The organism is Pseudescherichia sp. L3 (genome assembly GCF_024656065.1).
Lineage (GTDB): Bacteria > Pseudomonadota > Gammaproteobacteria > Enterobacterales > Enterobacteriaceae > Pseudescherichia.
In genome coordinates this window covers 588,765-604,771 of sequence record NZ_JANKYC010000002.1, presented here as the reverse complement: position 1 = coordinate 604,771, position 16,007 = coordinate 588,765, and the positions used below count along the sequence as shown (strand labels likewise).

Sequence of the window (16,007 nt, the reverse complement as noted above, 5' to 3'; positions counted from 1 at the left end):
AGGGTATAAGTAAAACAACGAGTTAAAACCACTGACATAGAGAGGTGGAAAATGTTAGACGCAATTTGTCAGCTCGCGCGGGAAGCGGGGGAAGCTATCATGCAGGTTTACGACGGGAACAGCCCGATAGACGTGAACCGTAAAACCGACGATTCACCGGTGACCGCGGCGGATCTTGCCGCTCACAAGGTGATAGTCGAAGGTTTGCAAGCACTTACACCGGATATTCCGGTGCTCTCCGAAGAGGACCCTCCGGCCTGGGACGTTCGCCAGCACTGGCAGCGTTACTGGCTGGTGGATCCGCTGGACGGTACCAAAGAGTTCATTAAGCGCAACGGTGAGTTTACCGTTAATATCGCGCTGATCGAAGAGGGTAAGCCGGTGCTGGGCGTCGTCTATGCCCCGGTGCTGAAAGTGATGTACAGCGCGGCGGAAGGGAAGGCGTGGAAAGAGGAGAACAACATCCGTAATCCAATCCAGGCGCGTGAAGCCCGCCCACCGCGCGTGGTGATCAGCCGCTCGCATGCCGCGAATGATGCCGAGCTGAAGGAGTATCTGGAGCAGATGGGTGAACACCAGACTACGGCGATCGGCTCGTCGCTCAAGTTCTGTCTGGTGGCTGAGGGTGAGGCGCAGCTCTATCCGCGCTTTGGGCCTACCAGCGTCTGGGATACCGCCGCAGGTCATGCGGTAGCGGTGGCTGCCGGGGCGCACGTCCATGACTGGCAGGGAAAAACGCTGGACTACACGCCGCGTGAATCCTTCCTCAACCCCGGTTTCCGCGTCTCTGTCTTTTAATCTTTAGCTCTCCAGCAGCTTACGCAGCAGGGCAATAACCTGCTGCGACTCCTGCTGGGTCAGTGCGCCATCTTTGGCGTAATGTACTCGGCCCTCTCTATCCAGCACCACGACGGCGGAGCTCTCCTCCTCCAGCTGCCAGGCCTTGCGCGTGACCCCATCACTGTCGACGATAAACTGTGACCACGGGTAGAGCTGCTTGTTGCTCTCAATGCTGCTGCGCACAAACATTGCAGAGCCGGGGATAGCATCATCAGTATTTATAATTGTGGTGGTCTGATACCTGTCGTGCGGCAGATTGGCCGATTTGATCGCTTCGATTAGCGCTGCATTTTTCTCTTTCGCCGAGGTGCGGCCAGCAATGTGCATCACCACGCGAACTTTTCCGTTCAGCTGCGCGCTATTCCATTTTTTATAGCTAAACTTATTGTTATCGAAGACCAGCTCTCCCCGATCGGCCACGCCAACCGGGGGCACGCGCTGATTCTCTTCAAAACGGTGGGCCGAGGCCACCAGCGGCAGCAGCAGGCAGGTTACAGCCAGTGTATTGCGTAACGTCATCATGTTTCCCTTATTCAGTGCAGGTGATCCGACCACTTGGTCTCTGCTTTTAATGATAAGTGCAATTAATCTTCTTTTCTCGCAAATGGGGTGCCAGTTTGCGGGCGGACGCACACATTTGCGTAAAAACCCTGCCTTATACTGTCGTGCTCGGTGCCTGGGGTAGAAAATTCTGATTAATTGTAATCAAACGGTAAATAAACTTATGCATACTGGGTATCAATGAGTTTGTGGTCTATAGTCACTGGGCAACAAAATTTGCGTTCATTAAAGTCGAGCCAATTGTGGCGTCGCTTGGGCGTAAGATTCAGCAGGAGAGAAAGAAGAATGAAAATTTTCCAACGTTACAATCCGCTCCAGGTAGCGAAGTACGTGAAGATCCTGTTCCGTGGACGGTTGTATATCAAGGACGTAGGTGCTTTTGAGTTCGACAAGGGTAAAATCCTGGTCCCAAAAGTGAAAGACAAGCAGCACTATTCTGTAATGTCTGAAGTTAATCGCCAGGTTATGCGACTGCAAACCGATATGGCGTAAGCAACGTACTATATAAACGTACTATGTAAACGTGCTATGCAGTAGTTCATTAACATAATAAGACGGCCCCTAAAGGGGCCGTTGATGTTTCTGAGGAAGAGGCTTTACGCCGCGCTTTGGTTTTCAGCGTCCGGCAGTTTCGGCGTCAGCGTGGTAGGTTTGCTGTCGAGGCGAGTCACCAGCAGCTGGTCGATACGGTAGTTATCGATATCCACCACCTCAAACTTATAGCCCGAGAACTTCACTGAATCGGTGCGTTTCGGGATTTTACGCAGCATGAACATCATAAATCCGCCGATGGTTTCGTAGTTACCCGACTGTGGGAACTCGTCGATATCCAGCACGCGCATGACGTCATCAATAGGCGTACCGCCATCGATAAGCCAGGAGTTCTCATCACGAGCAACGATCTGGTCCTCCTGTCCCTGACCGACCAAATCCCCCATCAGGGTGGTCATCACATCATTCAGGGTGATGATACCTACAACCAGCGCATACTCGTTCATGATCACCGCGAAGTCTTCCCCCGCCGCCTTAAAGCTTTCTAGCGCCTCAGAGAGGGTCAGGGTATCCGGCACGATCAGCGTATTGCGGATCTGCACGCCGCTGTTCAGCGCCAGGCTCTGGTTAGCCAGCACGCGGTTAAGCAGATCTTTTGAGTCGACGTAGCCTACGATGTGATCGATATCCTGATTACAGACCAGGAATTTGGAGTGCGGGTGCTCCGCCACCTTGCTCTTCAGGCTCTGCTCATCTTCGTGCAGATCGAACCAGATGACGTTTTCGCGCGAGGTCATGGATGACGGCACGGTGCGCGACTCCAGCTCAAACACGTTCTCAATCAGTTCGTGCTCCTGCTTACGCAGCACGCCCGCCAGCGCTCCGGCCTCAAACACCGCGTAGATGTCATCGGAGGTGAGGTCGTCCTTGCGCTCCATCGGCAGCTTAAAGATGCGGAAGATAACGTTGGACAGCCCGTTAAAGAACCACACCAGCGGACGGAAGATGAACAGGCAGAAGCGCATCGGGTTGATGATGCGCAAAGCCACGGCTTCAGGCGCAATCATACCGATGCGTTTCGGGGTCAGGTCGGCGAAAAGAATGAACAGGCCGGTAACCAGCGAGAAGGAGAGGATAAAGCTCAGCCGATCCGCCAGCTCGGGCGACACGACATTTGATAGCACGTCATAAAACACCGGCGAGAAGGCCGCATCACCGACGATACCACCGAGAATAGCCACGGCGTTAAGGCCAATCTGCACGACGGTAAAGAAGGTGCCGGGGTTTTCCTGCATTTTCAGGATGCGCTGGGCATTGATATTGCCATCGTCGGCCAGCAGCTTAAGTTTGATTTTACGGGAGGCCGCAAGCGAAATCTCCGACAGCGAGAAGAACGCACTTACGGCAATCAGGCAAAGTATCAGTAGAATACTGTTTAACATATCTTATCCAGCCATTGGCCAGATCCTCAAGAGGGGAAAGTTGAAAATCCATGTAATACATCAGGTTAAACGCCGATCCACGGCGAGTGGATCTGCGATCCTGGGGTAGTATAGCGTAAGGCAGGGGAGGGCTGCCAGCGTCGTCAGTACACTGTTTGTACAGTAGCCAGTTTTAAACCTGCTAAGTAGTCGGATTTGCTCTTATTACATCATCTAAATATCAGTCATGGCACGCCAAAAAACGGGCTTTTTAAATAAATTAGAAAACACTAGTTTTATACGTGCCCGCTTATTTTCCCTTATTAATAATTTATTTTATTGCTGAGGTACCTCCATGAGTGCAAATTACTATTCACAAACGCCCAATTTTCTTAGCGCCTCTTCTGAGGATGTCGATCCCCGTACCCGCCTGTTTAGCTTTCAGCACTCCCTTGGCCAAATCATTGGTAATAGCGCCATGGGGCCGGAGCTGACTTTTTCTATCGGCTATTCGGCTACCTCAGGCACTGACTATTATGATTTGGGTATCGGGATTGCGCCAGCGCTGACTCTTTTTGATTATAACAACGGACAGCTTTCGCTGGCATCGGGGGAGAGCTACACAGTAGATGCCTCAGTGAACCCACCTATTGTCCGGCAAAATAAGATGCGCACCTTTGATTTCATTCGGATAAGCAATCCGGACGGTAGCGATGGGTTTAGGGTAATAGAAAATGATGGCAGCGTGACCGATTTAACTGAATATGATTCGGGTATTTATGTCACGACCAGAATATATAACGCGCTGGGGTACTCGTTAAATATTAACTGGGATTTTACGTCCTGGGGCTGGGGGATTGACTCCATTATCGATGACAGCGGCGTAACGCACTTAAAATTCGATCATGATGCCGGGCCTGCCCTGACCTTTTATCCTGGCTCAAGTGAGGAGTACACTATTACCCTGCAAAAATCGAATGGCTATCTGTCAGCTATTTCTCACTCTGGGTTACCGGAAGGCCAGTGGCAATATTTTTATGAAGATGTGGGAATGGGGAACGGGCTGCTTACCCTGACTAAAACCCAGGCGATTACCGGATTAATTAAATCTGTAACCTATAACAGTGGCACAACCAATGGTCTGATGCTGTTTCCGGCTCAGTCCGGGGAAGGTTCACTGCCAGCTGTCACTGAGTTGGTCATCGACCCTGGTTTTGATCAGCCACAAATGATTACAACCTATACGCCAGATACCCCGCAGGGTTTCCCTAACTATCTGGGCTACGATGCGCCGCAGGGCGGCCAGTGGGACGCCTCAACCGACTATGTTTATAGCCTGGCGGGGCAGGACTATTTCTACTCCACAACGCTGATACAGGCCGACAGCGATGGGCAGGCGATTACCACTACCTATACCTACAATAACTACCATCTTCTGAGCAAGCTGGAGGTAGCGCAGGGTGAAACATATTACTCTGCTGAAACTTACTACTATGCCGATGCCTGGCAGGTCGATCATCCTGATACCAGCTACGACGATCTACCTGCGCAATATCAGTATCCGCAAACGCAAACATTGACGTGGACGGACAGCAGCGGCACGCGTAGTGAATTGACGCAATACCAATACGATGATTTTGGCAATCTGACGCAGCAGATCGATCCCGACGGTATCCAGACCGACTATGAGTATTACAGTGCGGACGGTGAAGCAGATAGCGCTGACGGCTACACCGGCTGCCCTGCCGATCCTAATGGCTTCGCCAACCTGGTGAAAAGTAAAAAGATCACTCCTGCTCCTTCTGATTATGACGACGTCCCTGTTCGGGCAACCTACACTCACTATAGCGTTCTTGACGCGTTAGATGATCGGCCTATGGCAACGGCAATCGTCAAAGATAAAGAGTCGCTGGTGAAATTGCTCGACAGTAGCAAACAACCATTAACATCGCTAAATACACAATATTATTCAGACGATAAAACATCATTTGAATATGGGCATATCCAGAGCAAAAACACAACTGTTTATAGTACCGACACACAGGGAACAACGCCCTATTCAGCAATCCAGACACATGATTATGACTTAACCGATGGCGTTCTTGAAAGTAAAATGACATTGGTAAGCTTCGATAATATTTCCTTGACCGGTATTATGGCACGTTCAATCTATTCAGGGAAAATTAACGCGTTAACGGATTTTTTAGGCACACCGCATACCTACTATTATGATGAGGCTGGGCGTTTCTCTTCTATGATAACGCATGAAGGCAATGCTGATTATGAAAGAAAACTTAGCGTTGATTATTCAATGACATCGCTGAGTACCAATTTTACGAATTATAATGATAATGTGTCTCGTCTCAATTATGATGCTCTTGGTCGGGTGATATCACTTGAAAAAAGTGCAACCGAACAGATTAATCAGGAGTTTAGCACAGTATTATCACGTAGCTATGACTCACTTGGTCGGATCCTTTATGAGACCATAACGGACAGTTATCTGGACGATCAGGGTAAGATTCAATGCGCTGTAATTAATATTAAAAACCAATTCAACAACTGGGCACAGATCTGCGCGCATGATTTTTTCTCGGACGTTAACGATCCTGAAGCCAGCGTCTGGCTGACCCGGATGCTGCAATTTGATGCTGTCGGTAAAGACTATAAAAAATTTTTACAATCTGCAGCAGGCCATAAGGCATCAAAAAGCACGCTATCGCTTAATGATATGAATGTCCCGCAATCTATTACTGTTTATGATAAAAACGATAATATCTATTCTACGACGCACTCTTCCTATGATGGTTTGAAGCGCCTTCGTCACGTCGTCGATCCGATGGGTCATGCAGTTGATTATGAATACGATGATTTCGATCGCGCATATAAAACAACGTATGCGGATGGTACTACTATAAAACAGGAGTATGCTCCTCATTTTAGTATTGCCATAGTTCAGAAGATAACCGTTATCGACACGGATGGGACAGCCTATGTGATGGGTACACGGGAGATTGATGGTTTAGGCCGGATACATAACTCGACGGTAGGTGGTCGATATGAAGTCTATACATATAGCGATAATACTCCCGACCCTCGTACCCTTACCGATAGTCTAAACAGGGTCTTTACCTATGGGTACGATCCTATGCTGGAGAATGCTCTAACCTCTATTACTGCGGATGACAACGGGCAAAGCACAGAGCAAACCTATACCTATTTTAAAAATCGGGGGTTACTTGATACCGTTATCGAAACCGGGCAGCAAGAAAACTCGTATACATGGTTTACATCCGGACAGGTCAATACTGAAACTGTAGCCAATAGCCTTGGTAATAAAACGCCGGTTTACAAATGGAGCGTAATGAATAAACCGGTGAGCTATACCGACATTGCAGGTAATATACAGTGGATAAGCTATAACCTTTCAGGAAAAGATGCAGGCAAGCCGCTTACTATTAGAGACCCTGCTGTCACGCTCACTTTTTCCTATGATGAATTTGGCCGACTCCAGACACAAATAGCTGAAACGAGCAATGGCTCAGCCAGCCTTGAGACAACGATTGGCTATGATGATTACGGCCGTGAACAGTCTCGTACGCTCACGCCTAACAGTGGCGAGGCTATTACTATCACCACCGGATACTATGAAAACAATCAAATCTCAAATGTTACTATTACGCAAGGAAAAACAACGCTTAGTGATAACCAGTATTATTACGATTCACGTAATCGGCTTCGGCAGCATGACTGCAGTGGTAGCATATTGCCAAAAGATGGTTATGGGGTGGAGTTTACTTCGCAGGTTTTTGAATATGATTGCCTGAATAATATTAGAACCTGCACGACGGTCGGCAGCAACGGCGCTACGGATAAAGCCACTTTTAAATATATTAATAGCGGCGATTCATCTGCTATATATATTAATAATGACGATGCAACCCAACTTACCTCAATCACACACAGTGGTAACCCTGCATATCCACCTGTTATTAATTTGGCTTATTATGATGATGGGCGCCTGAAAATTGATGAAGCTGGCCGGACGTTACACTATGATGCATCGGGTCGTCTATTTAGCATAGAGACAACAGATGGTAGTCAGGCGGGCTACGGCTACGATGGTCTGCATAACCTTGTCTTCCAGTCGATAAATAGTCAGGAGCAGTATCTTTATTACCGTGGTTCGCAACTGGTTAATCAGATTCGCCAAAGCGAGCAGCAGCAGGATCGTATTATCTCTGGCCTGGCAGGCAATGCTGCGGTAAGTCACGAACAGCTATAGCTATGAGAGTGTTGTTGGTAGAATATCTAATCACTGGAGCGTAAATTATGTCTTTACAACTCATTGGTACTAACCAGACTAATAGTACGCTGCTGGCTTATGACGGTGGCACCCAGCAGGTTAATCTCTTTTCTACTTTTGGTGCTGCTGATAAGCCACAAAATGGCCAGCTTCCTGGCTTTAACGGTGAGCGCCCGGATCCTTTAACCGGCACGTCGCATTTAGGCAACGGCTATCGTGCCTATAACCCGATATTAATGCGTTTTAACTGTCCGGACAGCGAAAGCCCATTCGGGGTAGGGGGAATTAATCCTTATGCTTATTGTGAGAACGATCCCGTAAACTTTACCGACCCAAGTGGGCATGGGATTTTAAAATGGTTTACCTTTGGCTTTGCATCTCTTTTTCGACATCTTTTTGCAGATGAAACTGCTGACGCTTTTGCAAGCACCGTAGCTAAAACAACAAGTAATGTATTGACATATGGTACACAGGTATCTTCAGCCCTAACTAACTATATTGCTTACGCTGTAGCTAGTAACAATCCTCAAGCAGCGATGAAATTAGAAAAGGCTTCTTATGCTTTGGGTATAATAAACTCAGTATCAACATTATACTCTTCTTTTAATCACATTTCTAAAAAAATTAAGGCTTCAAGAATCAACAGATCGTTAGATAAATTCATGAAGGATGTCAAAAAATCACTCACTAAGTTTGATGAGCTTGGTAATGTACAGCATACAAGTAATGATATAGTGGACATGCTGGAACATAATTTAGCAAATAATTTAGTAGATGAAGTTGCAGAGGTTGCTGAAGAGCTTACTGAAGAGTTCCTTGATACCGAAATCAACATTCGAACAAAAGCTGAAAGCGTCGATCATGGTCTCAGTAATGCTAAACTATTATATGAAACGATAAATTTTACAGCAAGTTTGACATCTACTGTTTTCAATATAGCCAGTGAGTCGATAAGGAAAAATAATCCCCAAAAAGCAGAGGATTTATCATATGTGTCGTCTATTTTTGGCAACATTGATTTAGGGATGGGGCTTTTCGGAACTATTCACGGCTTAAAAGAAAAAGTGTTGTGGATTCATGATAAAGGGCGTCAATTTCACAGCTATGCTAAGTTTAAAATAAGTATTCTAAAATTAGATAGTTCATCAGAAGCTTAATTCGCTTTAATAAAATGCGCCACGCTTGCGTGGCGCATTTACAACAGCTATACCGTCTGCGGCGGCAGGCACACCCCAATCCCACCGATCCCACAGTACCCGTACGGGTTCTTGTGCAGATACTGCTGGTGATCGTCCTCAGCATAGTAGAACGGCCCGGCGGTTTTGATCTCGGTGGTCACCTGACGATCGTCCCCGGCGCTACGCATTGCCTGCTGGAAACGGGCCAGGCTCGCCTTCGCGGCTGCTTCCTGCTCCGGCGTCAGCGGGTAGATGGCCGAGCGGTACTGGGTTCCGTGGTCGTTGCCCTGGCGCATGCCCTGGGCCGGATCGTGATTCTCCCAGAAGACCTGTAGCAGCTGCTCGTAGCTAATCACGCTCGGGTCATAGACCACGCGCACGGCTTCGGCGTGCCCGGTCTCGCCGGAACAGACTTCACGGTAGGTGGGATTCGGCGTATAGCCGCCCGCGTAGCCTGCTGCGGTGCTGTAGACACCGGGCAGTACCCAGAACAGGCGCTCCACGCCCCAGAAGCAGCCCATCGCAAACAGCGCGGTCTCCATCCCTTCGGGTACATTGGTCATCGAGTGTTCGTTAACGGCATGCAGACTGGCTACCGGCATAGGTGTATTGCGTCCTGGCAATGCATCCGCTTGAGTAACGAGGTGCTTCTTATCAAATAGACTCACGGTGTGGCCTCCCAGGAACAGATCTGTGATCAAGGTTGTAACGCAGCGTTGAATTGAACACAATAAATGCTGCAAATACGGCTAGATTTAAACATTAAGAAGTATTGGGCTAGCCAGCCATTTTTCAACCCACTATGGTGGGTATTTGTTTAGCCGGGGAGCGGCATTTCGGTTTCCTTACCTTCAGGGAGCCTGATATTCAGGAGAGAACGTGCCACACATCCGACTGATAGGTTTCACTACCCTGCTGCTGGTGAGCGGAACGGCCTTAGCGGCAAACGTCCGTTTACAGGTAGAGGGGTTATCGGGCGCGCTGCAAAAAAACGTTCGTGCCCAGCTCTCAACCATCGAGAGTGATGAAGTAACGGCGGATCAGCGTTTCCGCGCTCGCGTTGATGATGCCATCCGCGACGGACTAAAAGCGCTAGGCTACTATGAGCCAACCATCGATTTTGAACTGCGTCCACCGCCGGCGAAGGGCCGCCAGGTACTGATCGCCCGCGTCTCGCCCGGCACGCCTGTGCGCGTCGGAGGAACGGATGTGATCCTGCGCGGCGGAGCGCGCACCGACAGTGACTACCTCGACCTGCTAAAAACCCGACCGGCGATTGGCACGGTGCTGAACCATAACGACTACGACAGCTTTAAGAAGGGCCTTACCAGCGTCGCGCTGCGCAAAGGCTACTTCGACAGCGCCTTCAACAAAAGCCAGCTCGGCATCGCCCTCGATCGCCATCAGGCATTCTGGGATATCGACTACGACAGCGGGCAGCGCTACCGCTTCGGCAAGGTGACTTTTGAAGGCTCGCAGATCCGCGACGAGTATCTGCAAAACCTGGTGCCCTTTAAAGAGGGCGACGAGTACCAGACCAAAGATCTGGCGGAGCTAAACCGCCGCCTCTCTGCTACCGGCTGGTTTAACTCGGTGATTGTTGCTCCAGAGTTTGAAAAATCGCGTAAAACCAAGGTGCTGCCGCTGCACGGGGTGGTTTCGCCCCGCACGCAGAATACGATAGAGACCGGGGTGGGCTACTCTACCGACGTCGGTCCGCGCGTGAAGGCCACCTGGCGCAAGCCGTGGATCAACTCCTACGGCCACAGTTTTACTACCTCCACCAGCATCTCCGCGCCCGAACAGCAGCTCGACTTTAGCTACAAGATGCCGCTGCTGAAGAATCCGCTGGAGCAGTACTACCTGGTGCAGGGCGGCTTTAAGCGTACCGATCTCAATGATACCGAGGCGGACTCCACCACCCTGGCGCTCTCCCGCTATTGGGATCTCTCCAGCGGCTGGCAGCGCGCCATTAACCTGCGCTGGAGCCTGGATCACTTTACCCAGGGCAGCGTAACCCATACCACCATGCTGCTCTACCCTGGCGTGATGATTAGCCGGACCCGCTCGCGCGGCGGCCTGATGCCGACCTGGGGCGACTCCCAGCGCTACTCCATCGACTACTCCAACACCGCCTGGGGGTCCGACGTCGACTTCTCGGTCCTGCAGGCGCAGAACGTCTGGATCCGTACCCTCTACGATCGCCACCGCTTTGTGGTGCGCGGCAACCTGGGCTGGATCGAAACCGGCGACTTCGACCGCGTGCCGCCGGATCTGCGTTTCTTCGCCGGGGGCGACCGCAGTATCCGGGGCTATAAGTACAAATCGATCTCGCCAGAGGATAGCGAAGGCAAGCTGAAGGGGGCTTCCAAGCTGGCCACCGGCTCGCTGGAGTATCAGTACAACGTGACCGGCAAGTGGTGGGGCGCGACCTTCATCGACAGCGGCGAGGCGGTGAGCGATATCCGCCGCAGCGACTTTAAAACCGGTGCAGGCGTGGGCGTGCGCTGGGAGTCGCCGGTCGGGCCGATAAAGCTTGATTTTGCCCTGCCTATCGCCGACGACGATAAGCACGATCTACAGTTCTACATCGGTCTGGGGCCTGAATTATGAGTTTATGGAAGAAGATAAGCCTCGGGGTGGTGGTGTTTATTGTGCTGCTGCTGGGGGCGGTGGCGTTTCTGGTGGGCACCACCAGCGGGCTGCATATTGTGTTCAAGGCCGCGAACCGCTGGGTACCAGGGCTGGAGATTGGCCAGGTTACCGGCGGCTGGCGTGACCTGACCCTGCGTAATATCCGCTATGACCAGCCCGGCGTGGCGGTTAACGCCGGAGAGATCCACCTTGCGGTAAAGCTTGCCTGCCTGCGGGACAGCAGCCTGTGCGTTAACGATCTGTCGCTAAAAGACATTAACGTGACGGTAGATAGCACTAAGATGCCGCCTGCCGCTCAGGTGGAAGAGGAGGATAGCGGGCCGCTCGATCTCTCTACTCCCTATCCGATTACCCTCAGCCGGGTGGCGCTGAACAACGTTAATATCAAGATTGATAACACCACCGTTTCGGTGATGGATTTCACCACCGGGCTGAACTGGCAGGAGAAAAACCTGACCGTTAAGCCAACCTCGTTACAGGGGCTGCTGATTGCCCTGCCGAAGGTGGCCGACGTGGCGCAGGAGCAGATCGTCGAGCCGAAGATCGAGCAGCCGAAGCCCGAGGAGAAGCCTCTGGGTGAAACGCTGAAGGATCTCTTCTCTAAGCCAGTGCTGCCGGAGATGACCGACGTTCATCTGCCGCTTAACCTCAATATTGAAGAGTTTCGCGGCGAGCAGCTGCGTCTTACCGGTGATACCGACATTCTGGTGCGCAGCCTGCTGCTGAAGGTGAGCAGCATCGACGGTAACACCCGACTCGACGCCCTTGATATCGACTCAAACCAGGGCACCGTTAACGCCACCGGCACGGCGCAGCTGAGCAACAGCTGGCCGGTAGATATTACCCTCAACAGTACATTGAACGTCGATCCTCTGAAGGGCGAGAGGGTGAAGCTCAAGGTCGGCGGCGCGCTGCGCGAGACGCTTGACGTGGGGGTTAACCTCTCCGGCCCGGTAGACATGGTGCTGCGGGCGAAGACGCAGCTGGCAGAGGCGGGGCTGCCCCTGAACCTGGATATCATTAGCGAGCAGCTCTACTGGCCCTTTACCGGCGAGCGACAGTATCAGGCTGACGACCTGCGGCTGAAGCTGAGCGGTAAGATGACCGACTACACCCTCTCGTTCCGCACGGCGGTGAAAGGGCAGCAGGTTCCGCCTGCGACCATCACGCTGGATGCGAAAGGCAACGAGCAGCAGATCAATCTCGACAAGCTGACCATCGCCGCGCTGGAGGGCAAAACCGAGCTGAAGGCGCTGCTCGACTGGCAGCAGGCCATCAGCTGGCGTGGGGAGCTGACGCTTAACGGCATCAATACGGCTAAAGAGGTGCCCGACTGGCCGTCGAAGCTCAACGGCCTGATTAAAACGCGCGGCAGCCTCTACGGCGGCAGCTGGCAGATGGAAGTGCCGGAGATGAAAATTACCGGCAACGTCAAGAACAACAACGTAAACGTCAACGGCTCGCTCAAGGGCAACAGCTATATGCAGTGGACCGTACCGGGCCTGCACCTTGAGCTGGGGCGCAACAGCGCCGACGTTAAGGGCGAGCTGGGGGTTAAGGCGCTGAATCTCGACGCCAACATCGATGCACCGGGGCTGGATAACGCGCTGCCGGGCCTGGGCGGCACGGCGAAGGGGCTAGTCAAAGTACGGGGCACGGTGGATGCGCCGCAGGTGCAGGCGGATATCACCGCCAACAACCTGCGCTGGCAGGAGCTCTCCATCGCCCGCGTGCGCGTTGAGGGTGACATAAAATCTACCGACCAGATCGCCGGGAGCCTCACCGCCCGCGTAGAGCGCATCGTTCAGCCGGGCGTTAACCTGAGCCTGGTCACCCTGGATGCCAAAGGCAGTGAAAAGCAGCACGAGCTGAACCTGCGGGCGCAGGGCGAGCCGGTGTCCGGTCAGCTACGGCTGGCGGGCAGCTTTGACCGCGCTAACCAGCGCTGGAAAGGGACCCTGAGCGATACGCGTTTTGCTACGCCGGTCGGGCCGTGGTCGCTGAATCGTGCCATCGCCCTCGACTACCGTGGCGAGGAGCAGAAGGTAAGCATTGGGCCACACTGCTGGACCAACCCTAACGCGGAGCTGTGCGTGCCGCAGACCGTGGACGCAGGCGCAGAGGGACGGGCGGTGGTTAACCTGAACCGCTTCGACCTGGCGATGCTGAAACCCTTTATGCCAGATACCACTCAGGCCAGCGGATCGTTCAGCGGCCGGGCGGACGTCAGCTGGGATACCACCAAACCGGGGCTGCCGCAGGGTGAAGTGACCCTGGCCGGGCGCAACGTGCGGGTGACGCAGACCGTTAACGATGCGCCGCTGCGAGTCGCATTCGATACGCTTAACCTCAACGCGAAGCTGCGCGACAACCGCGCCGATCTCGGATGGATGATGCGCCTGACCAATAACGGTCAGTTTGACGGCCAGGTACAGGTGACCGATCCCCAGGGGCAGCGCAACCTCGGCGGCACGGTGAATATCCGCAACTTCTCCATCGCGATGATCAACGCCATCTTCTCCCGTGGTGAGAAGGCGGCGGGTACGCTCAACGCTAACCTGCGGCTGGCGGGCAACGTGCAGAGCCCGCAGCTGTTTGGCCAGATGGGGCTGAACGGCGTGGATATTGACGCCAACTTTATGCCGTTTGAGATGCAGCCCAGCCAGGTGGCGATGAACTTCAATGGCCAAAGTTCGACTCTGCAAGGGGTGGTCCGCACTCGACAGGGCGAGATTAACCTAAGCGGTAATGCCGACTGGAGCCAGATCGACAACTGGCGCGCACGGATCGCGGCGAAGGGCAGCCGGGTACGGATCACCGTCCCGCCGATGGTTCGCCTTGACGCGTCCCCGGACGTGGTATTCGAAGCTACGCCGCAGCTCTTCACCCTCGACGGCAGCATTGATGTGCCATGGGCACGCATTGTGGTCCACGACGTACCGGAGAGCGCGGTAGGGGTTTCCAGCGACGAAGTGATGCTTAACAGCCAGCTGCAGCCGGAGGAGCCGCAGACCGCAGGCATCCCGATCAACAGTAATTTAACCGTTCACGTGGGCAATAACGTGCGTCTGGACGCGTTTGGCTTAAAAGCACGCTTAACGGGCGATCTTAAAGTTGCTCAGGATAAACAAGGACTTGGCTTAAACGGACAGATTAATATTCCTCAGGGCCGCTTCCATGCGTACGGTCAGGATTTGATTGTGCGCAAAGGTGAGTTATTGTTCTCGGGTCCGCCGGATCAACCTTTGCTTAACATCGAAGCGATCCGTAACCCGGAATCCACTGAAAACGACGTTATTGCCGGCGTGCGTGTGACCGGAACTGCCGACGAACCGAAGGCGGAGATCTTCTCTGACCCGGCGATGTCGCAGCAGGAAGCACTCTCCTATCTGCTTCGCGGCCAGGGGCTGGAGAGCACACAGAGCGACAGCGCAGCGATGACGTCGGCGCTGGTGGGCCTGGGCGTTGCCCAGAGCGGACAGGTTGTGGGTCGAATCGGCGAGACCTTTGGCGTCAGCAATCTGGCATTGGACACGCAGGGCGTAGGCGACTCCTCCCAGGTGGTGGTCAGCGGCTATGTTCTGCCGGGATTGCAGGTGAAGTATGGCGTGGGTATTTTTGACTCTCTGGCGACGCTCACGTTACGCTATCGCCTGATGCCTAAGCTATATCTGGAAGCGGTGTCTGGCGTAGACCAGGCACTAGATCTGCTCTATCAGTTTGAGTTTTAGCAATGCGAATATTTGTTTACGGCAGTTTACGACGCAAGCAAGGTAACAGTCACTGGATGACTAATGCTCAATGGCTGGGCGATCACAGCGTTGAGAATTATCAACTTTACAGTCTGGGGCACTACCCAGGTGCGGTGCCCGGTCCGGGCCATGTGCTGGGTGAAGTTTACCGTATTGACGCCGAAACCCTGGCCGAGCTGGATCAGCTCCGCACCGCGGGCGGGGAGTACAAGCGTCAATTGATTCAGACACCGTACGGCAGTGCATGGATGTACGTGTACCAGCTGTCGGTGGATGAACACACGCGGATAGAGACCGGGAACTGGTTAGACAGGGATCGGGACTAACAGCAGCGCCACCTTCGGGTGGCGCTGTTTTTTCTAACGACCCGCGTTTTAGTTTTCTCTATCGGCGCGTCGCTTTTTTAAAAACAGCGGGACAAACAACATGATATACGGCGCAATCAGCCATAGCAGACACAGCGCTCGCGAGTAACCGTGATAGTTGATGCAGCGCGTATTGCTTGAGATGACGGGCAGGAAAAAGAGTAAAAAAAGAAGAATGGCATAATCGCTTTGGTAGGGGAGCCATAGGTAGAGCAAAAACCAGGCAAGCTGAAATGCCATGATGCAGAGATACTGCCATTTACTGTCTTTGCCGTAACAGTCAAACGCCTTTATGTATCCCATTTTTATGCTTTGAAGAAAGAAATGTAGCATGTAAAACGCTCATATTGACGAAAATAACCAGTCCTGAAGCGATAATAAAATCCGTCGAGTCAGTTTACTAATATGTCTTATTATACAGGGCACAAAAAAGCCCC

11 protein-coding genes are annotated in these 16,007 nt (G+C 52.4%); 7 read left to right on the top strand and 4 right to left on the bottom strand.

Annotation, left to right across the window (positions count from 1 at the left end; all coding sequences use genetic code 11):
- Positions 1-51: 51 nt before the first annotated feature.
- Positions 52-798, top strand: coding sequence for a 3'(2'),5'-bisphosphate nucleotidase CysQ (gene cysQ, locus NR795_RS14395; RefSeq protein WP_144816514.1), 747 nt, complete (start codon positions 52-54; stop codon positions 796-798).
- A 3-nt stretch (positions 799-801) separates the two neighbouring features.
- Here cysQ and NR795_RS14390 read toward each other — a convergent pair whose 3' ends face one another.
- Entirely contained in the window at positions 802-1,359 is a 558-nt protein-coding gene (locus NR795_RS14390; protein ID WP_222890669.1) for a YtfJ family protein, read from the bottom strand.
- 327 nt (positions 1,360-1,686) lie between these two features.
- Between NR795_RS14390 and NR795_RS14385 the strand changes: the two genes are divergently transcribed.
- The gene (locus tag NR795_RS14385) at positions 1,687-1,893 is read left to right on the top strand and encodes a DUF1107 domain-containing protein (protein WP_042388447.1); all 207 of its coding nucleotides are present in this window, start codon (positions 1,687-1,689) and stop codon (positions 1,891-1,893) included.
- A gap of 104 nt (positions 1,894-1,997) precedes the next feature.
- Here NR795_RS14385 and NR795_RS14380 read toward each other — a convergent pair whose 3' ends face one another.
- A complete protein-coding gene (locus NR795_RS14380; protein ID WP_144816512.1) occupies positions 1,998-3,335 on the bottom strand; it encodes a hemolysin family protein in 1,338 nt (445 codons plus the stop codon).
- A gap of 334 nt (positions 3,336-3,669) precedes the next feature.
- Here NR795_RS14380 and NR795_RS14375 point away from each other — a divergent pair, with 334 nt between their 5' ends.
- Positions 3,670-7,599 (top strand): RHS repeat domain-containing protein, encoded by a 3,930-nt coding sequence (locus NR795_RS14375; protein ID WP_257758577.1) that lies wholly within the window; start codon positions 3,670-3,672, stop codon positions 7,597-7,599.
- A 47-nt stretch (positions 7,600-7,646) separates the two neighbouring features.
- Positions 7,647-8,777 (top strand): RHS repeat-associated core domain-containing protein, encoded by a 1,131-nt coding sequence (locus NR795_RS14370; protein ID WP_257758576.1) that lies wholly within the window; start codon positions 7,647-7,649, stop codon positions 8,775-8,777.
- A gap of 47 nt (positions 8,778-8,824) precedes the next feature.
- On the opposite strand, the gene msrA is transcribed toward NR795_RS14370, so the two are convergent.
- Complete coding sequence (gene msrA / locus NR795_RS14365; protein ID WP_144816508.1) at positions 8,825-9,466, bottom strand: peptide-methionine (S)-S-oxide reductase MsrA; 642 nt, start codon at positions 9,464-9,466, stop codon at positions 8,825-8,827.
- A gap of 211 nt (positions 9,467-9,677) precedes the next feature.
- Here msrA and tamA point away from each other — a divergent pair, with 211 nt between their 5' ends.
- The 3 genes from tamA to NR795_RS14350 are packed head-to-tail and all read left to right on the top strand — an operon-like array spanning position 9,678 to position 15,531.
- Positions 9,678-11,411: an autotransporter assembly complex protein TamA gene (tamA, locus tag NR795_RS14360; protein ID WP_144816506.1), complete on the top strand. Its 1,734-nt coding sequence runs from the start codon at positions 9,678-9,680 to the stop codon at positions 11,409-11,411.
- Positions 11,408-15,184, top strand: a complete 3,777-nt coding sequence (tamB, locus tag NR795_RS14355) for an autotransporter assembly complex protein TamB (protein WP_257758575.1) — start codon at positions 11,408-11,410, stop codon at positions 15,182-15,184. The genes tamA and tamB overlap by 4 nt, the downstream gene beginning before the upstream one ends.
- Before the next feature lie 2 nt (positions 15,185-15,186).
- Complete coding sequence (locus tag NR795_RS14350; RefSeq protein ID WP_144816502.1) at positions 15,187-15,531, top strand: gamma-glutamylcyclotransferase; 345 nt, start codon at positions 15,187-15,189, stop codon at positions 15,529-15,531.
- A 48-nt stretch (positions 15,532-15,579) separates the two neighbouring features.
- On the opposite strand, the gene NR795_RS14345 is transcribed toward NR795_RS14350, so the two are convergent.
- Complete coding sequence (locus NR795_RS14345; RefSeq protein ID WP_257758574.1) at positions 15,580-15,903, bottom strand: hypothetical protein; 324 nt, start codon at positions 15,901-15,903, stop codon at positions 15,580-15,582.
- Between the last annotated feature and the right edge of the window lie 104 nt (positions 15,904-16,007).

Coding starts and splice junctions, on each gene's coding strand:
- cysQ (WP_144816514.1), top strand. CDS start 52: ATGTTAGACGCAATTTGTCAGCTCGCGCGGGAAGCGGGGGAAGCTATC.
- NR795_RS14390 (WP_222890669.1), bottom strand. CDS start 1,359: ATGACGTTACGCAATACACTGGCTGTAACCTGCCTGCTGCTGCCGCTG.
- NR795_RS14385 (WP_042388447.1), top strand. CDS start 1,687: ATGAAAATTTTCCAACGTTACAATCCGCTCCAGGTAGCGAAGTACGTG.
- NR795_RS14380 (WP_144816512.1), bottom strand. CDS start 3,335: ATGTTAAACAGTATTCTACTGATACTTTGCCTGATTGCCGTAAGTGCG.
- NR795_RS14375 (WP_257758577.1), top strand. CDS start 3,670: ATGAGTGCAAATTACTATTCACAAACGCCCAATTTTCTTAGCGCCTCT.
- NR795_RS14370 (WP_257758576.1), top strand. CDS start 7,647: ATGTCTTTACAACTCATTGGTACTAACCAGACTAATAGTACGCTGCTG.
- tamB (WP_257758575.1), top strand. CDS start 11,408: ATGAGTTTATGGAAGAAGATAAGCCTCGGGGTGGTGGTGTTTATTGTG.
- NR795_RS14350 (WP_144816502.1), top strand. CDS start 15,187: ATGCGAATATTTGTTTACGGCAGTTTACGACGCAAGCAAGGTAACAGT.
- NR795_RS14345 (WP_257758574.1), bottom strand. CDS start 15,903: ATGCTACATTTCTTTCTTCAAAGCATAAAAATGGGATACATAAAGGCG.